The following is a 17,509-nucleotide window of genomic DNA, read 5'->3' as shown; positions in this document are numbered from 1 at the left end:
TGTGGTCGCTTCATCTTCGTTCGCTGGCGCTCACTTCGTTCAGCAACCGAGGGGTTTCACCGGTCGGTTGCACCCATCGGTTGCTGAACGGAGGCGCGAAGCGCCGGAGATGAAGCGACCAGCGCAACCGGTCGTCGACCGAGCGAAGCGAGCGGAGACGGCTTGAGCGGAGGCCCCGAAGGGGCCGGAGTCGAAAGCAAGGGCGCAACCCCGTGGCCTCGACTCGTTGCGCTCGCTCGGCCCGTCTCCGCTCCGGCGCTTCGCGCCTGCGGTCGACGAGCGGAGTTGCTGTGGTCGCTTCATCTTCGGCCGCTGGCGCGGCCTTCGTTCAGCAACCGGGGAGTTTCACCGGTCGGTTGCGCCCATCGGTCGCTGGCGCAGGCCGGTCCTGCCCCGAGGGAGCGGGGCCGGGCGGGTCAGGGGCGGCTCGCGAGATCCTCGATCCGGCGCAGCATCACGCCCTCGCGCAGGGCCCACGGGCTGATCTCGAGCTCCTCGACGTCGAGCGCCGCCATCGCCTCGTGCAGCACGACGGCCCCCGCCGTGATCTGGAAGGTGCGGTCGGCCGTGATGCCGGGCAGCTCCTGGCGCGCGGATGCCGGGATGCGCGCGAGCACCGGGATCCAGGAGGCCAGCGACTCGCGCGGCAGCATCCAGCGCTCGGTGCCCGACCAGCCGGGCCGGCGGTACCCCGCCAGCCGCGCCAGGGAGCGGATCGTCTTCGACGAGCCGACGACGTGATCGGGGCGCGGCAGGCGCCTGTACTTCCGGGCGATCGGTGCGAGCGACTCGGCGGCGTGCTCGCGCAGCTTCGCGAGCGCGCCCTCGCCGGGAGGGTCCTTCGGCAGGAAGCGCACCGTCATGCGGCCCGCGCCCAGCGGCACGGAGTGCGCCGCGTGCGGCAGCTCCTCGCTGCCGCTGGCGATCTCGAGCGAGCCGCCGCCGATGTCGAACAGCAGGATCCGCCCCGCCGACCAGCCGAACCAGCGGCGCACCGCGAGGAACGTCATCCGCGCCTCGTCGTCGCCGCCGAGCACGAGCAGCGGCTGCCCCAGCGCGTCCTCGATCGCGGCGATCACGTCGCGCCCGTTCCGCGCCTCGCGCACCGCCGACGTCGCCGTGGCGAGCAGCTCGGCCACGCCCTCCTTCTCGGCGACCACCTTCGCCTTGTGCACCGCGCGCAGCAGGGCCCTGACGCCCTCGCGCGTGATGGCGCCGTTCTCGTCGAGGTACCGCATGAGCCGCAGCACCGACTTCTCGCTCGTGGTGGCGAGCGGCCGGCCCCCGGCGTGCGCGTCGGCGACGAGCAGGTGGACGGTGTTCGAGCCGATGTCGAGGACGCCGAGACGCATGTGAGAACGCTATCGGGCCGCACAACGAAGGAGATCATCCGGCGAGGGGGCGCGTGTGCCGCCGAAACGGCCTCCGCGGGCGCCGATCTCCTTCGTTGGTGCATTCCGATGGGATGCGGATGGCTGCCGCGCCCGCGGCTACGATGATGCGGATGAGCGCCGCAGTCGATTCCCTCCCGCACTCCCGGTACCGGGGGATCGCGCGCGCCGACTGGGCGCGGCTGGCGGCCGGAATGGATCAGCCGCTCACCGAGCAGGAGATCGTGCAGATCCGCGGCATCGGCGACCGGCTCGACCTGAACGAGGTGCGCGAGGTCTACCTGCCCCTCAGCCGGCTGCTGAGCATCTGGGCGAAGGCGCACCGCCGGATCGGCGCCGACGTGACGAGCTTCCTCGGGGAGGAGGACCAGACGACGCCGTTCGTCGTGGGCGTGGCCGGGTCGGTCGCCGTCGGCAAGTCGACGATCGCGCGCCTGCTGCGCGAGCTGATGAGCCGGTGGTCCGACACCCCGCGCGTCGAGCTCGTCACGACCGACGGCTTCCTGTACCCGAACGCCGAGCTCGAGCGGCGCGGCCTGATGGACCGCAAGGGGTTCCCCGAGTCGTACGACCGCCGCGCGCTCGTGAAGTTCCTCACCGACGTCAAGAGCGGCGCCGAGGTGGTGCACGCGCCGTTCTACTCGCACGTTCGCTACGACATCGTGCCCGACGCGCAGGTGACCGTGCGGCGCCCCGACGTCGTCATCGTCGAGGGGCTCAACGTGCTGCAGCCGCCGCCGTCGCCCAACGGGGTGTCGGTGAGCGACCTGTTCGACTTCTCCATCTACGTCGACGCCGAGACCGACCACATCGCCTCCTGGTACGTCGACCGCTTCCTCGCGCTGCGCGAGGGCGCGTTCTCCAACCCCGCGTCGTACTTCAACGTCTTCGCGAACCTCAGCGACGACGAGGCGGTGCAGACGGCGCTCGGCTACTGGAACGACATCAACATGCCGAACCTCATCGAGAACGTGCTGCCCACCAAGCACCGCGCCACGCTCGTGCTGCGCAAGGGCGCCTCGCACGCGGTCGACACGGTGCTGCTGCGCAAGGTCTGACGCCGCGCACGGACTTCGGGTGGTCGCTTCATCTCCGGCCGCTCCGCGGCCTCCGCTCAGCAACCGGGGAGCTTCACCGATCGGTTGCTGAACGGAGCGCCGGAGGCGCGCAGATGAAGCGACCAGCACAGCCGCATGACGCCGCGCGGTCCGGTTTCCCAGCCGCGCGAACCTAGAATCGTTCGCATGTGTGGAATCGTCGGCTATGTCGGGCCCCGTGAGAGCCAGGACATCCTTCTTTCAGGTCTCGCCCGTCTCGAGTACCGCGGCTACGACTCCGCGGGCATCGCCGTGATCGACGGCGCCGGCGACCTGCACGCCGCCAAGAAGGCGGGCAAGCTCGCCCGCCTGCGCGAGCAGCTCGACGCGGCGCCGATCCCCGCGGGCACCACGGGCATCGGCCATACCCGCTGGGCCACGCACGGCGGCCCCACCGACCAGAACGCGCACCCGCACCTGGCCGACGACGACCGCCTCGCGGTCATCCACAACGGCATCATCGAGAACTTCGCCGAGCTGCGCTCGGAGCTGCTCGCCCAGGGCTACGCCTTCCGCAGCGAGACGGACACCGAGGTGGCCGCCGTCATGCTGGGCCGCGAGTACCAGGCGCACGACGGCGACCTCGTCGCGGCGTTCCGCAGCGTCGCGAAGCGCCTCGAGGGCGCGTTCACGCTGCTCGCGATGCACAAGGACCAGCCGGGCCTCGTCGTCGGCGCGCGCCGCAACTCGCCGCTGGTGATCGGCCTGGGCGAGGGCGAGAACTTCCTCGGCTCCGACGTCGCGGCGTTCGTCGAGCACACCCGCCGCGCGCTCGCGATCGGCCAGGACCAGATCGTGGCGATCACGCCCGAGACCGTCACCGTGACCGACTTCGACGGGAACGTCGTCGAGGCCTCGCCGTTCGAGGTGATGTGGGACGCGTCCGCCGCCGAGAAGGGCGGCTGGCCCAGCTTCATGGCGAAGGAGATCTCCGAGGAGCCCGAGGCCGTCGCCAACACGATCCTCGGCCGCGCGAAGGACGGCCAGGTCGTCATCCCCGAGCTCGACGGCATGGACGAGCTGTTCGCCGGCATCCAGCGGATCATCGTCATCGCGTGCGGCACGGCCGCGTACGCCGGCACGGTCGGCAAGTACGCGCTCGAGAAGTGGGCCCGCATCCCGGTCGACGTCGAGCTGGCGCACGAGTTCCGCTACCGCGACCCGATCGTCGACCCCGAGACGCTCGTCGTGTCGATCAGCCAGTCGGGCGAGACGATGGACACGCTCATGGCGGTCAAGGAGGCCGCGCGCCTCGGCGCCAAGACGCTGTCGATCTGCAACACGCAGGGCGCGACGATCCCGCGCGAGTCCGACGCGGTCGTCTACACGCACGCCGGCCCGGAGGTCGCCGTCGCCTCGACGAAGGCGTTCGTCGCGCAGATCACGGCGCTCTACCTGCTCGCCCTGCACGTGGGCCGCATCCGCGGCACCGTGTCGCCGGCCGAGGCCGCGCGCAGCATCCACGAGCTCGAGGCGCTGCCCGAGAAGATCCGCTGGATCCTCGAGCACGAGCAGGAGCACATCGAGCAGCTCGCGCACTGGATGGCCGACACGCGGTCGGTGCTGTTCCTCGGCCGCAACGTGGGCTACCCGATCGCCCTCGAGGGCGCGCTCAAGCTCAAGGAGCTGTCGTACATCCACGCCGAGGGCTTCGCCGCCGGCGAGCTCAAGCACGGCCCGATCGCGCTCATCGAGCCGGGTCAGCCCGTGTTCGTCGTCGTGCCCTCGCCGCGCGGCGCGGCCACGCTGCACGCCAAGGTCGTCTCGAACATCGAGGAGATCCGCGCCCGCGGCGCCCGCGTCATCGCGATCGCCGAGGAGGGCGACGTCGCGGCGCTGCCGTTCGCCGACGAGGTGCTGCGCATCCCGCTGGCCGGGCCGATCTTCGAGCCGATCCTGGCCGTCGTGCCGCTGCACATCTTCGCGATGGGCCTGGCCAACGCCAAGGGCCTCGACGTCGACCAGCCCCGCAACCTGGCGAAGTCCGTCACGGTCGAGTGAATGCAGCGGGCGCGGCGTGATCATCGGCATCGGCGTGGACGTGGTCGACATCGACCGCTTCCAGGCTCAGATCGAGGGGTCGCCGCGCCTGGCCGAGCGCCTGTTCAGCGCGCACGAGCGCGAGCTGCCGCTGCGCTCGCTGGCCGCCCGGTACGCGGCCAAGGAGGCGCTCATCAAGGCGCTCGGCGGATCGGACGGCGTCAGCTGGCGAGAGATCGAGGTGCCGCGCCTGGCGGAGCGCCGCGCGCCGGCGTACGTGGTGACGGGGGAGACGGCGCGCACCCTCGCGGCGCGCGGGGTGACGCACACGCACCTCTCGCTCTCGCATGATGCCGGCCTGGCCGTCGCGTACGCGGTGCTCGAGGGGCCAGGCGAGGCGCTCGAGGGGCCCGGCGCGGGCGGTGAGGGGCATGACTGAACCGCTGCGCGAGGGCCTGATCGACGCCGCCGCGATCGAGGCGAACACCCGCACGCTGCGGCGGCTGGCCCACACGCGCGAGTTCATCGCCGTCGTGAAGGCCGACGGCTACGGGCACGGCGCGCTCACCGCCGCGCGCGCGGCGCTCGCGGGCGGCGCCACGCGGCTCGGCGTCGCCGACCTCGCCGAGGCGCACGCGCTGCGCGCGGCGGGCGTCGACGTGCCCGTGATCGCGTGGCTGCACGGGCCGGACGCCGACTTCGCGCCCGCGGTCGCGGCGGGCATCGAGCTCGGCGTCTCGGGCGTGGCGCAGCTGCGGCGCGTGGCCGAGGCCGCGCGCGCCGGCGGCCGCGCGGCCGCCGTGCACCTCAAGCTCGAGACGGGCCTCGGCCGCAACGGCGCCGCGCCCGCGGAGTGGGAGGCGCTGTTCGACCTCGCCGCCGAGCTGGTCGCGCGGGGCGAGGTGCGCGTGGAGGGCGTGTTCAGCCACCTCAGCGGCACGTCCTCCGAGGACGACCGCGCCCAGGTGCGCGCGTTCGAAAGCGGGCTCGCGCTCGCCGCCGCGCGCGGCGTGCGCCCGGCCATCCGGCACCTGGCCGCGACGGCGGCCGCGATCACGCTGCCCGAGGCGCGGTTCGACGCCGTGCGGGTGGGCATCGGGCTGTACGGCCTCTCGCCGCTGGAGGGGACGACCTCGGCCGACCTGCGGCTGCGGCCGGCCATGACGCTGCGCGCCCGCGTCGCCGCGGTCCGCCGCGTGCCCGCGGGGCACGGCGCCTCGTACGGCTACCGCTACCGCGCGGAGCGTGAGACGACGTTCGCGCTCGTCCCGCTCGGATACGCCGACGGGATCCCGCGCCAGGCGTCGAACGCGGGGCCGGTGGCGATCCGCGGCCGCCGCTTCCGCGTGGCCGGCACGATCGCGATGGACCAGTTCGTCGTCGACGTGGGCGACGCCCCCGTCGAGGTGGGCGACGAGGCGGTGCTGTTCGGCGATCCGGCTTCCGGCGCCCCCTCCGTCGAGGACTGGGCCGCGGCGGCGGGCACGATCAACTACGAGATCGTCACGCGCATCGGCACCCGCGTGACGCGGACGGAGGCATCGTGATCCCGGACGCGCTGCTCGGGCGGCACGACGTGGCGTCGGCCGCCGAGATGGAGGAGCTCGGGCGGCGGCTCGGCGCGGGCCTCGGCGCGGGCGACCTCATCGTGCTGACCGGCCCGCTCGGCGCGGGCAAGACCACGCTGACGCGCGGCATCGCGGCCGGTCTCGGGGTGCGCGGGCCGATCCAGAGCCCCACGTTCGTCATCGCCCGCACGCACCCGTCGCTCACCGGCGGCGCCCCGCTGGTGCACGCGGACGCCTACCGGGTGGGCGACGCGATGGAGCTCGACGACCTCGACATCGACGCCGACGCGTCGGTCGTCATCGTGGAGTGGGGCCGCGGCAAGGTCGAGGGCCTGCGCGACACGTGGTGGGACGTCGAGATCGAACGGCCCGTCGGCGACGGGGGAGCGGACGCCGGCCCCGCACGCTCGGCGGAGGACCTCGACGCCGACGCGCCCCGCGTCGTCACCATCGCCCGCCGGCCGTGACGCCGCGGCGCGCGGCCTGTGGAGAAGCGCATGGCGGGAGCGCATCGCCGCTAGCCTGACGGCATGGGGAGCCAGCCGGGTGCGGGGATGCCGCTGCGGGATCACCGCATCCACCGGTACGTCAACGCGTTCTGCCCGCGGTGCCACGAGGAGGAGCCGGATCGGCCGCTCGCCGACGTGCGGCGGCTGTCGGGCTGGCTCGCGAACCGCGACGGGCGCATCTGGCTGGAGCGCGGATGCCCCGACCACGGCCTCATCCGCACGCTGTACGACGAGTCCGCCGAGATCCTGTCGTACCTCGAGCAGTGGACCGCGCCGACGAAGATGCACGAGCCCGACGTGAGGGGCAACTTCAAGCCCGTGCCCAGCGCGTACGAGGACGGCCTGCCGCAGATGCAGACGCAGCACACGTGCATCCTGCTCGAGGACATCACCGACCACTGCAACCTGCGCTGCCCCACGTGCTTCGCCGAGTCCAGCCCCGCCCAGGCGGCCGTCGCGCCGCTGGCGGAAGTGCTCGCGTCGGTGGACGCGCGGCTGGCCCGCGAGAACGGCCGGATCGACGTGCTCATGCTCTCGGGCGGGGAGCCCACGCTCTACCCCTGGCTCGAGCAGCTGCTCGATCACCTCGTCACGCGGCCGGTCGTGCGCATCCTCATCAACTCCAACGGGCTGCGCATCGCAGGCGACGACGCGTTCGTCGAGGTGCTGAAGAAGCACAGGGAGCGGGTGGAGATCTACCTGCAGTACGACGGCGAGTCGAAGGAGTCCTCCGCCTATCACCGCGGCGCCGACATCCGCCGCTTCAAGGAGCGCGCCCTCGAGCGGCTCTCGGAGGCGGGCGTGTTCACGACGCTCACCATGACGGCCGCCCTCGGCGTGAACGACGACGAGATCGGCGCGGTCATCCGGCGCGCGCTCGACACCCCGTTCGTCGGCGGGGTGACGATCCAGCCCGTCTTCGGATCGGGCCGCTCGGCCGGGATCGATCCGGACGACCGGCTCACGCACACGGGCGTGCTCGCGCGGCTCGGCCCGCAGACCGACGACCTCGTCACGTGGCACGACCTCACCGCGCTGCCGTGCAGTCACCCGCACTGCTGCTCGGTCGGCTACCTGCTGCAGGACGACGCCGGGGAGTGGAAGTCGCTCGTGGGGCTGATCGGGCACGAGCGCCTCAAGCAGTTCCTCGATCTCGAGCCGGATCTCATCGCCAACCGGATCGCCGACTCGCAGGTGAACAAGAAGATCCGCGAGGTCGTGAAGGCCTCGCTCCTCGACCTGCTGAGCGAGCAGTCCTCGCTGTCGCACCCCTCGATGATCGACATCTGGCGCGACATCTGCCAGGCCTGCGACCTCGGCATCGGCACGCTGGCCACGCTCGCCGCATCGCGGCTGCCCGGCCAGCACCAGCGGCTGCGGAAGCTGCTCGCCGCGCGCGTCAAGCGCATCACGATCAAGCCCTTCATGGACATGAACACGATGATCGAGGAGCGGCTGCTGCAGTGCTGCGTGCACGTGGCGACCGTCAACGAGACGACCGACGCCCACCAGTGCGCCCCGTTCTGCGCCGTGCAGGCGTGGGCGCCGCTCGGGCGCACGCGGCTGTCCACCGCGACGGGCGCGCGCGAGCTCGCCCCGCAGCTCGGCCCCGTGCGCCGCACCCTTCCGGTGGTGGCGTCGTGAGCGCGTACGACGGGCTGAACCGGTACGACGCGACGGTCGGCGATCCCGCGCCCCCGTTCGATCCGCTGCGGCTCTGCGTCTACACCACCGTCGCGCTCCTGGCCTGCCTGCTCGGCCCGGTGGCGGTGCTCGTGTTCGCCCTCATCGCGATCGGCGGCTACACGCGCGCCCGGCGGGCGGGGCTGCTCCGCTCGCGCTGCAAGCTCGGCGACACCCGCCTCGTGCTGGCGTACCTGTGGGTGATCGCGGTGCTCGCGGCCGCCGCCGTGCCGCTCTGGATCGGCCTCTGGATCCGCCTGCTGGGGTGATGCCGTGTTCCCGACCCTGCACGACCTGGCCGACTGGCTGCCGCCGGTCGACACGCACTCGGCGTTCGTCGCCCTCGGACTGCTCGCGGCGGGGCTCGTGTTCGTCATCGAGAAGCGGCGGCGGGGCGTCACCGACTACCGCGTCTGGTACCTCGTGCTCGGCGCGCTCGCCGGGGCCTCCCTCCTGGCACGCCTGGGCACGTGGGCGCAGCACCTCGACCCCTCGCAGAACCTGAGCCTGGTCGAGCAGCTGTCGGTCGGCAACGCGTCGATGCTCTCGGCGCTGGTCGGCGCGTGGCTCGGCGTGCACGTCGCCAAGCGCATCGTGCGGTACCCGGGACGCACCGGTGACCTGTTCGCCCCGGCCGTGGCCCTCGCGATGTGCGTGGGCCGCTGCGGCTGCCTGCTCACCGAGGAGCCGGGCACGCCCACGCACGCGCACTGGGGCATCGTGCTCGACGAGGCCGCGGCGGCGTACACCGGCAGCGTGGCCGGGGTGCCGCTGCACCCCAGCTTCGTGTACGAGATCGTGTTCCACGCGGTCGCGTTCGCCCTGCTCTGGTTCTGGCTGCGGCATCGCCCGATCGCGCCGGGCGAGACCCTCACGCTGTACGTCGCCGCGTACGGCGTCTTCCGCTTCCTCGTCGAGTTCGTCCGCGGCAACGACGTGGCCTGGCTGTGGTTCACACGGCCGCAGCTGTTCCTGCTCGTGACCCTGCCGCTGCTGTTCGCCCGGATCGTGTGGATGATCCGCACCGGGCGGTTCCGCGCCCCCGGCCCCGCGCCGCTTCCCGCCACCCCCGAGAGGACGGTGCCGAATGAGCAACCCGCCTGACCAGCCCGCCGACCCCGCGCCGCCCGAGGGCACCGATCCGGCCCTCCCGCCCGGGGGCCCGTTCGTCCCGCCGGCGGGCGGGGGCCAGGCGCCGCCGCCGCTCCCGCAGGCGCCCGGTGCCGCCACGGGCTGGGTCGCCCCGGGAGCGCCGCCGCCGCACGGGCAGCACGGCGCCGGCCAGCCGCCGTACGGGCCGCCGTATGGCCAGCCGCCGTACGCGCCGCCGCCCGGCCAGCAGCCCTATGGGCAGCCGCCGTACGGATCCCCGGTGCCGTACGGCCACCCGGTGCCGCCCGAGGCGCCCCGGCAGCTCGGCGGGGTGTCGTTCGGGTGGGGCGTGACGATCGGCCTGATCGGGTCGGTCGTCCTGCAGATCGTCGTGATGACCCTCGGGTTCACGGTGGGCTCCGCCTCCGGGCTGCAGGCGCCGGTGTACGCCCTCCTCATCCTCGGCGGCATCCTCATGGTCTGCTTCGCGCGCACGCGGAGCTTCGGGGTCGGCGCCCTCATCAGCATCGCGGCGGCCCCGATCATCTTCTTCGGGGTGTGCGTGGTGGTGCTGTCGGGCGGTCTGTGACGCGCAGCCCACGGCTTCGGATCAGGGTGCCGGATTACCCTGGAGGCATGATCCTGGCCGTCGACACCTCGATCGGCTCGACCGTCGCCGTGGTCGGGACCGATGGCGCGGTGCACGCCCGCGCCGAGAGCGAGAGCCCGCGCGGGCACGCCGAGGTGATCGGCGATCTGCTCGTGCGCGTGCTCGACGAGGCCGGCGTCGCCCCCGCCGACATCACGCACGTCGCCGCCGGCATGGGCCCCGGACCGTTCACCGGCCTGCGGATCGGCATCGCGGCCGCGCGGGCCTTCGCGATGGGCCGCGGGATCCCCCTGATCCCCGTCGTCAGCCACGACGCGATCGCGTTCGCGCACCTCACGCGCCCGGCCGAGGACGAGGCGGCCGCGGGGCACCCGATGATCCCCGCCGGCGCCGACCCGACGTTCACGGTCGTCACCGACGCGCGGCGCCGCGAGTGGGCGGTCTCGTCGTACACGGCGCTCGACGACGACGGCATCCCGGTGCGCACGCGCGGGCCGGAGCTCGAGCCCGCGCGCACGGAGGGGTACGTGCCGCAGCTCACCACCGCCGTCTCCGCCGCGGCCCTCGGGGCGCTCGCCGCCCGCCTCATCGCGGCCGGCCGCGTCGAGCCGATGGCCGAGCCGCTGTACCTGCGCTCGCCCGACGTGGTCGAGGGCCACACGCCCAAGCGGGTGAGCGCATGAGCGCCGCCGTCATCCGCCCCGCCACGCCCGACGACCTCGGCGCCATCATGGCGATCGAGCGCGACTCGTTCCCGACCGACGCCTGGAGCGAGGCGATGATGGCCGAGGAGCTGCGCGGCCCGCACGGCGCGTACGTGGTGGTCGAGCAGGCCGGCCGCATCGTCGGCTACGCCGGCCTGCGGGCGCTGCCGAACGCCGCCGACGGCGACATCCAGACCATCGCGCTCGACGCGTCGGTGCGCGGGCGCGGCCAGGGGCGCACCCTGCTGCGCCACCTCATCGACGAGGCCGCCCGGCGGCGGGTGCGCGAGCTGTTCCTCGAGGTGCGCGCCGACAACCCCGTGGCGCAGCGCCTGTACGCGTCCGAGGGCTTCGCCGAGATCGGCGTGCGCCCGCGGTACTACCAGCCCGACGGCGTCGACGCCGTCGTCATGAGGCTCGACGTGCGCGCGTGGGACGCGGCGCGCGCGCCGCGCGCGCAGGAGGCGGGGGCATGCACGTGAACCGCAGCGAGCCGCTCGTGCTGGGCATCGAGACGAGCTGCGACGAGACCGGCATCGGCATCGTGCGCGGGCGCACGCTGCTGAGCAACACGATCGCCAGCAGTATGGACGAGCACGCCCGCTACGGCGGCGTCGTGCCCGAGGTCGCCGCGCGCGCCCACCTGGAGGCGCTGCAGCCGGCGATCGAGAGAGCGCTCGACGAGGCGGGCGTGCGGCTCGGCGACCTCGACGCCGTGGCCGTGACGAGCGGTCCCGGCCTGGCCGGCGCCCTCATGGTGGGCGTCGGCGCCGCGAAGGCGCTCGCCGTGTCGCTCGAGAAGCCGCTCTACGCCGTCAACCACCTCGTCGGCCACATCGCCGCCGACATCCTCACCGCGGGCACCGAGCCGCTCGAGTACCCCACGGTGGCGCTGCTCGTGAGCGGCGGGCACACGTCGCTGCTGCTCGTGCGCGACCTGACGAGCGACGTCGAGCTGCTGGGCGAGACCGTGGACGACGCGGCGGGCGAGGCGTTCGACAAGGTCGCGCGCATCCTGGGCCTGCCGTACCCGGGCGGCCCGCAGATCGACCGCGCGGCCGAGGGCGGCGATGCGAACGCGATCCGCTTCCCCCGGGGCCTCTCGCGCGCGAGCGACCGCGAGAAGCACCGCTGGGACTTCTCCTTCTCGGGCCTGAAGACGGCGGTGGCGCGCTGGATCGAGCAGCGCGAGGCCGCGGGCGAGGCCGTGCCGCTGGCCGACGTCGCCGCGAGCTTCCGCGAGGCGGTGGTCGACGTGCTCGTGACCAAGGCGCTCGACGCGTGTGCCGCGCACGGTGTGCCGCGGCTGCTGCTGGGCGGCGGCGTGATCGCCAACCGGCGGCTGCGCGAGGTGGCACTGGCTCGGGGCGCCGCGCAGGGCGTGACCGTGCGCATCCCGCCGCTGAGCCTGTGCACCGACAACGGGGCGATGATCGCGGGCCTGGCGGCCGAGCTCATCGCGTCCGGACGGCGGCCGTCGACGCTCGCGTTCGGCGCGGACTCGACGCTGCCGGTGACCGAGATCCAGGTCGCCGAATCGGCGCCGGCCGCCGTGGCCCAGGCGCAGGGCGCCGGGAGCGACGGATGAGCGACCCGCTGCGTCACGACGAGGCGGGGGAGCGGCCGCGCGAGGTGCTCGAGCGCGCCGTGACCGACCCGATCGAGCTGATCGCGAGTCTCGCGCACGACGTGCCCGCCGATCCCGCGCCCCAGGCCCCGCGCCGCGCGGCCGCCGTGCGGGTGCGCCGCCCGCTCGCGGGCGTGTCGCTCACCGCGTCGGCGATCGGCCTCGTGCTGTCGTGGTTCGTGCCGTGGGGCATGCCGGTGTCGGTGGCCGGCGCGCTGCTCGCGATCGTCGCGCTGCGCCGCACGTGGGAGCGCAGGGCGCACGCGTGGTGGGGCCTCGGCCTGGGCATCCTCGGCTCGGCGTGCGCCTCGTTCTGGATCGGCTGGATCGTCGACCAGCTCCGCGCGACGCCCGTCGGCTGACGCGCGGCGGCGCGTCAGTCGGAGGACTTGAGGATGATCGCCTCGGTCGGCGGGGCGGCGATCGTGCCCGCGAGCTCCCTGGCGCGGGCGAAGGCCGCGTCGGTGGCGTCGGCGAGCACGCGGCCGAGGTCGGCGTCCTGCAGCACGGCGATGGCCCGCTCGGTCGTGCCCTTGGGGCTCGTCACGCGGCGGCGCAGCTCTTCGGGCGCCTCGCCCTCCGCGTCGAGCAGCGCCGTGGCGCCCGAGAACGTGCGGGCCGCCAGCAGGCGGGCGTCGGCGTCCGAGAACCCGCGGTGCCGCGCGGCCTCGGCGAGCTTCTCGATGAAGAGGTAGACGTAGGCGGGGCCCGATCCCGAGATCGTCGAGATGGCGTCGATGCCGTCGTCGCCGTCGACCTCGAGCACGTCGCCCACGGTCTCGAACAGCCGCCGCACGATCGCCGCGTCCTCCGGCGTCGCGTGCGTGCCCGCCGCGATGCCCGTGACGCCGCGGCCGACGGTGGACGGCGTGTTCGGCATGGCGCGCACCACCGCGGTTCCCGGGAGGCGCGCCTCGTATGCCGCCAGCGGCACGCCGGCCGCGAGGGTGACGACGATCGCGTCCTCGCGCACGTGCGGGGCGATCTCGAGCAGCAGCTCGGGCATGAGGTGCGGCTTGACGCCGAGCACGACGACGCGCGCCCCGGCCACCGCCTCCGCGTTGCCCTCGGGCCGCTCCTCGAGCGCGACGCTCGTCACGCCGTCGAGACCCGCGAGCGATGCGGCGCGCGCGGCCGTGCGGTTCGTGACGACGATCCCGCCGTCCACCGTCGTGCCGCTCGCGGCGAGCCCGCGCACGATCGCTCCCCCCATCGATCCGGCACCGATGAACGCGATCGAGGGCAGGGTGTCGCTCATGACCCCATCGTAGGCAACCGACGGCCCGCGCGCGATGATGCGCGCGGGCCGTCGGGCCGCTGTCGTGCGGACACGATGCTCAGCGATCGGTGCAGGGCTCAGCGGTCGGTGAAGGCGTCCTTGACGTCGTCGCCGACCTTCTTGGCCTTGGCCTTGAGCTGGTCGCCCTGGCCCTCGGCCTCGAGCGACTCGTCGTCGGTCGCCTTGCCCGTGTGCTCCTTGGCCTTGCCGCCGAGCTCCTCCGCCTTGTGCTTGATGTCGTCTCCGAGGCCCATGGGCGCTCCTTCCTGTCGGGGCGGCGTGTGTGCCGCCGGTGTCGGTCTCTCTCAGCCACCGAGGCCGACGCGGTCGACCCTGCGGTGGTACCTCATGCCGGCCATCCCGCCGAGGACGGCGCCGATCAGCGTCACGATCGCGGCGCCGACGGCGGTGAGGATGCCGGTGGTCGTGGCCGTCTCGGGCGTGACGGGGATGCGCGGGAAGCCGTTGAACATCGCGAGGATGTCCCACTGGCTGCCGGCGATCGCGGTGACCACCGCGACGACCACCGCGACGACGATCGCCCACAGCCACACCGCGAACCCCTGCTTGGCGCCGTTGAAGCGCGCCATCCGCCCGGCCACGTAGCCGCCGGCGAAGTACGCCACGAACAGCAGCACCGCCAGCACGATCGCCCCGAGGATGCTCGCGCCCGTCGGGTTGTCGGCCGCGGCCTCGCCGGCCTCGCCGACGGTCGTGCCCGTGCCCCAGCTGACGCCGGCGCCGACGGCGGCCGCGAGGGCCGTCAGGAGCACCGCGGTGCCCATCGCGGCCAGCCAGCCGAAGAAGGCCGAGCCGAACTTGATCCCGCCGAAGCGCTCGCGCTCGCGGTCCACGATCTCCTCGCGCAGCGCGCGCCGGTCGCCCGGCACGGCGTCGAGCCTGCTCGGCTCCGCGTCCGCGTCCGACCTCGTCGCCGCCCGCTCGTCCGCGTCGCGGCGGCGTCGCGCGTCCTCCCGGTTCCGCGACGTGTCGTCGCGCTCGGCGTCGTCGCGGGCCAGCACGCGCGTCTCGGCGTCGTCGCGCGTCACCGCGTCGTCGTCGCGCACCGCGTCGCCGCGGCGGGCGTCCTCGACCCCGGCGCGATAGGCCGGGTCGTCCCGCAGCGGCTCCCGCTCAAGCGGCTGCTCGCGCCGATCCTCCGGTGCGGTGCCTCGGTCCACGGGCGGGACGTCGCGGTCCCTGCCGTCCTGCGTTCCCTGGCTCATGCCGCCACGGTAGGACGAAAGCCGGGCCCGGCGAACCCCCGTTGCGCGAGCGGCCCCTGGGTCGTACCCTGTGGCGCCGCCGTCAGCGGTCGAGGGAGGCGAAGCGCTCGACGTCCTCGCTCGTGCCCGAGACGATGATGAGGTCGTGGTTGGTCACCACCGTGTTCGCCTCCGCGTAGCGGAACGGGCGGCCCGGGCTCTTCACGCCCACCACGGTCACGTTGTACTTGGTGCGCACGCCCGACTCGTTCAGGCCGATGCCGCGGATGAACCGCGGCGGGTACATCTTCGTCAGCACGAAGTCGTCGTCGAAGCGGATGAAGTCGAGCATGCGCCCGCCCACGAGGTGCGCGACGCGCTCCCCCGCCTCGCGCTCCGGGTAGATGACGTGGTTCGCGCCCACGCGGGCGAGGATCTTGCCGTGCGACTGCGACACCGCCTTCGCCCAGATCTGCGGCACCTTGAGGTCGACGAGGTTGGCCGTGATGAGCACCGACGCCTCGATCGACGAGCCGACCGCGACGACCGCCACCTGGAAGTCCGCCGCGCCGATCTGCTTGAGCGCGTCGATGCTGCGCGCGTCGGCCTGCACGGCGTGGGTGACGCGCTCGGACCACTTCTGCACGAGCTCGAGGTTCTCGTCGATGGCCAGCACGTCGCGGTCGAGCCGGTCGAGCTCGCCGGCGCACGCCGCGCCGAAGCGTCCGAGTCCGATCACGAGCACGGGGGCGTCGTTGCGGATCTGCTCAACCAACGATCGGCCTTTCCACGGGGAGCGAGTAGAGCTGCGAGCGGGACGTCGCGGCGACCGCCGCGGCAAGAGTGACTGTACCAACGCGGCCCATGAAGATCGTCGCCGAGAGCACATACAGCGCGGGATCGGGGAGCGTCTCGGTCAGCCCCGTCGACAGGCCGACCGTCGCGAAGCCCGAGATCACGTCGAACAGCACCTCGGCGATCGGCGCGTGCGTGATCTGCGCGATGACGATCGTCGACAGCGCGCAGATCGTCGCGCCCCACGCGAGCACCGCCACGGCGACGCGCTGCACGTCGCTCGGGATGCGCCGGCCGAACGCCTCGACGCTGCGGCGGCCCTTCGCCTCCGACCACACGCTGAGCGCGAGCACCGCGAGCGTGGTGACCTTGATGCCGCCGGCGGTGGACGCCGAGCCGCCGCCGACGAACATGAGCATCGAGCCGACGACCATGCTCGAGCCGTACAGCTCCCCGATGTCGACGACGGCGAAGCCCCCGGATCGCGTCATCGCCGACATGAAGAACGACTGGAAGATCGTGTCCCACGCGTTCATCGATCCGTACGTGCCGGGGTTCTCGTACTCGAGGGCGAGGAACGCCGCCGCGCCCGCGAAGAACAGGATGACGGTCGTGACGAGCGTCAGCTTGACGTGCAGCGACCAGCGCCGCGGCCGCAGCAGCTGCTTCGACAGCGCGTAGATCACCGGGAAGCCGATGCTGCCGAGGAAGACGGCGCCCATCATCACGGTGAGGAAGAAGTAGTCGTGCGCGAAGACCGCGATCCCGCCCGGATTCGGGGTGAAGCCCGTGTTCGTGAACGCCATGGCGGCGTAGTACGGCGCGTACCAGGCCGCCTCCAGCCACGTGTAGCCCGCGCCGACGATCGGCAGGTACAGCAGGATCGCCGCGCCGGCCTCGATCACGAGCGTCGAGAGGGCGACGGTGCGCAGCAGCTGGCCGACCTCGCCGAGCCGCACGGCCTGGCTCTCGCTCACCGCCCCGCCGTGGGCGCGCAGCGGGTTCGTGTCGCCCGCCGCGATGAGCTTGGCGCGCAGCCCCAGCCGCTTGGAGATGATGAGCCCCAGCATCGACGCGAGCGTGAGCGCGCCCATGCCGCCGATGTTCACGCCGATGAAGATGACGGCGTTGCCGAAGGCCGACCAGTGGGTGGCCATGTCGACCGTGACGAGGCCCGTGACGCAGATGGTCGAGACGGCCGTGAACAGCGCGTCGGCGAACGGAGTCGTCTCGCGCCCCGCCGACGAGATCGGCAGCGCCAGCAGCGTCGTCCACAGGGCGACGAGCAGCAGGAACACGAGGATCGCGAAGCGCGCCGGCGACGACGTCGTGAACTCGCGGAAGAAGTGGCCGACGCGGCGCCGCACCTGCTTCATGCCGCCGAGGGCATCGACGCGCGCGCTGAAAGCGCCCTGCGACATCCGATCCCCCTCCGAGCCAGAACGTCCTCATGGTACTCCCGCGTCGCGCCCGCTACCCTCGACCACATGGCGGACATCTTCGACGTGATCGCGGACGGCACGAGGCGAGACATCCTGCAACTGCTGCTGCGCCGCTCGTCGGAGGGGGACCGCGGCACGAGCGTGTCGGAGATCGTCGCGGAGCTCGGCGTCAGCCAGCCCACCGTGTCGAAGCACCTGAAGGTGCTGCGCGAGGCCGAGCTCGTCTCCGTGCGCGAGGAGGGCCAGCACCGCTACTACAGCCTCGCGTCGGCGCCGCTCGAGGAGGTCGACGACTGGCTCGTGCCGTTCTTCGTCGACGAGGCCGACCTGATCGACGAGGTCGCCTCGCTGCAGGCGCCCGCCCTGCCGGAGCCCGCCGCCCGCGCCGCCGAGGCCGTCGGCCGCGCCGCCGCCTCGGCCAAGAACGTCGTCCAGTCCGCGCTGAAGCGGCTTGGGGCTTAGTTTTTTTGGATCTGCGCGCGCTCGGGCACGGCTTCGCCGTGCCGCTCGCGTGCTCGCGCCGGCGC

General features: G+C 73.2%; 20 protein-coding genes. 14 read left to right on the top strand and 6 right to left on the bottom strand.

What is annotated here, in order from left to right; genetic code table 11:
- Positions 1–416: 416 nt before the first annotated feature.
- A complete protein-coding gene (locus tag ACODR5_RS12635; protein WP_488983828.1) occupies positions 417–1,352 on the bottom strand; it encodes a Ppx/GppA phosphatase family protein in 936 nt (311 codons plus the stop codon).
- 143 nt (positions 1,353–1,495) lie between these two features.
- On the opposite strand from ACODR5_RS12635, the gene coaA reads away from it, so the two are divergent.
- From coaA to ACODR5_RS12570, 13 genes are all read left to right on the top strand, one after another.
- A complete protein-coding gene (gene coaA / locus ACODR5_RS12630; RefSeq protein ID WP_488983829.1) occupies positions 1,496–2,449 on the top strand; it encodes a type I pantothenate kinase in 954 nt (317 codons plus the stop codon).
- A gap of 186 nt (positions 2,450–2,635) precedes the next feature.
- Positions 2,636–4,489: a glutamine--fructose-6-phosphate transaminase (isomerizing) gene (gene glmS / locus ACODR5_RS12625; protein WP_460816918.1), complete on the top strand. Its 1,854-nt coding sequence runs from the start codon at positions 2,636–2,638 to the stop codon at positions 4,487–4,489.
- A gap of 16 nt (positions 4,490–4,505) precedes the next feature.
- Complete coding sequence (locus ACODR5_RS12620; protein ID WP_449854913.1) at positions 4,506–4,907, top strand: holo-ACP synthase; 402 nt, start codon at positions 4,506–4,508, stop codon at positions 4,905–4,907.
- Entirely contained in the window at positions 4,900–6,015 is a 1,116-nt protein-coding gene (alr, locus tag ACODR5_RS12615) for an alanine racemase (protein WP_488983827.1), read from the top strand. The genes ACODR5_RS12620 and alr overlap by 8 nt, the downstream gene beginning before the upstream one ends.
- 47 nt (positions 6,016–6,062) lie before the next feature.
- Entirely contained in the window at positions 6,063–6,503 is a 441-nt protein-coding gene (tsaE, locus tag ACODR5_RS12610; protein WP_460817132.1) for a tRNA (adenosine(37)-N6)-threonylcarbamoyltransferase complex ATPase subunit type 1 TsaE, read from the top strand.
- Positions 6,504–6,566: 63 nt separating this feature from the next.
- Entirely contained in the window at positions 6,567–8,189 is a 1,623-nt protein-coding gene (locus tag ACODR5_RS12605) for a radical SAM protein (protein ID WP_488983826.1), read from the top strand.
- Positions 8,186–8,497, top strand: a complete 312-nt coding sequence (locus tag ACODR5_RS12600) for a hypothetical protein (protein WP_449854916.1) — start codon at positions 8,186–8,188, stop codon at positions 8,495–8,497. The genes ACODR5_RS12605 and ACODR5_RS12600 overlap by 4 nt, the downstream gene beginning before the upstream one ends.
- Positions 8,498–8,501: 4 nt before the next feature.
- Positions 8,502–9,332, top strand: a complete 831-nt coding sequence (locus ACODR5_RS12595) for a prolipoprotein diacylglyceryl transferase (protein ID WP_488983825.1) — start codon at positions 8,502–8,504, stop codon at positions 9,330–9,332.
- Positions 9,316–9,909 (top strand): hypothetical protein, encoded by a 594-nt coding sequence (locus ACODR5_RS12590; RefSeq protein ID WP_488983824.1) that lies wholly within the window; start codon positions 9,316–9,318, stop codon positions 9,907–9,909. Before ACODR5_RS12595 ends, ACODR5_RS12590 begins: the two co-directional genes overlap by 17 nt.
- A 47-nt stretch (positions 9,910–9,956) precedes the next feature.
- On the top strand, positions 9,957–10,613 hold the full coding sequence (gene tsaB, locus ACODR5_RS12585) for a tRNA (adenosine(37)-N6)-threonylcarbamoyltransferase complex dimerization subunit type 1 TsaB (protein WP_488983823.1): 657 nt from the start codon (positions 9,957–9,959) through the stop codon (positions 10,611–10,613).
- The gene (gene rimI / locus ACODR5_RS12580; RefSeq protein WP_488983822.1) at positions 10,610–11,116 is read left to right on the top strand and encodes a ribosomal protein S18-alanine N-acetyltransferase; all 507 of its coding nucleotides are present in this window, start codon (positions 10,610–10,612) and stop codon (positions 11,114–11,116) included. The genes tsaB and rimI overlap by 4 nt, the downstream gene beginning before the upstream one ends.
- Positions 11,107–12,222: a tRNA (adenosine(37)-N6)-threonylcarbamoyltransferase complex transferase subunit TsaD gene (gene tsaD / locus ACODR5_RS12575; protein WP_488983821.1), complete on the top strand. Its 1,116-nt coding sequence runs from the start codon at positions 11,107–11,109 to the stop codon at positions 12,220–12,222. Before rimI ends, tsaD begins: the two co-directional genes overlap by 10 nt.
- Positions 12,219–12,623 carry a hypothetical protein gene (locus ACODR5_RS12570; RefSeq protein ID WP_449854922.1) on the top strand — a complete coding sequence of 135 codons (405 nt, stop codon included), beginning with the start codon at positions 12,219–12,221 and terminating at the stop codon, positions 12,621–12,623. The genes tsaD and ACODR5_RS12570 overlap by 4 nt, the downstream gene beginning before the upstream one ends.
- Before the next feature lie 14 nt (positions 12,624–12,637).
- On the opposite strand, the gene proC is transcribed toward ACODR5_RS12570, so the two are convergent.
- From proC to ACODR5_RS12545, 5 genes are all read right to left on the bottom strand, one after another.
- Positions 12,638–13,519 carry a pyrroline-5-carboxylate reductase gene (gene proC, locus ACODR5_RS12565; protein WP_488983820.1) on the bottom strand — a complete coding sequence of 294 codons (882 nt, stop codon included), beginning with the start codon at positions 13,517–13,519 and terminating at the stop codon, positions 12,638–12,640.
- 98 nt (positions 13,520–13,617) lie between these two features.
- Positions 13,618–13,794 (bottom strand): CsbD family protein, encoded by a 177-nt coding sequence (locus ACODR5_RS12560; protein ID WP_449854924.1) that lies wholly within the window; start codon positions 13,792–13,794, stop codon positions 13,618–13,620.
- A 51-nt stretch (positions 13,795–13,845) separates the two neighbouring features.
- Positions 13,846–14,766 carry a hypothetical protein gene (locus ACODR5_RS12555; RefSeq protein WP_488983819.1) on the bottom strand — a complete coding sequence of 307 codons (921 nt, stop codon included), beginning with the start codon at positions 14,764–14,766 and terminating at the stop codon, positions 13,846–13,848.
- Positions 14,767–14,848: 82 nt separating this feature from the next.
- Positions 14,849–15,520, bottom strand: coding sequence for a potassium channel family protein (locus ACODR5_RS12550; protein ID WP_460816900.1), 672 nt, complete (start codon positions 15,518–15,520; stop codon positions 14,849–14,851).
- Positions 15,513–16,916 carry a TrkH family potassium uptake protein gene (locus tag ACODR5_RS12545; protein WP_449854930.1) on the bottom strand — a complete coding sequence of 468 codons (1,404 nt, stop codon included), beginning with the start codon at positions 16,914–16,916 and terminating at the stop codon, positions 15,513–15,515. Before ACODR5_RS12545 ends, ACODR5_RS12550 begins: the two co-directional genes overlap by 8 nt.
- A 111-nt stretch (positions 16,917–17,027) precedes the next feature.
- Between ACODR5_RS12545 and ACODR5_RS12540 the strand changes: the two genes are divergently transcribed.
- Positions 17,028–17,444 carry an ArsR/SmtB family transcription factor gene (locus ACODR5_RS12540; RefSeq protein ID WP_449854927.1) on the top strand — a complete coding sequence of 139 codons (417 nt, stop codon included), beginning with the start codon at positions 17,028–17,030 and terminating at the stop codon, positions 17,442–17,444.
- Positions 17,445–17,509 lie beyond the last annotated feature (65 nt).

This window comes from Microbacterium sp. FG3 (assembly GCF_057809335.1).
Note: the sequence above shows the minus strand (reverse complement) of the source record. Positions and strands in the feature narration are given on the sequence as shown.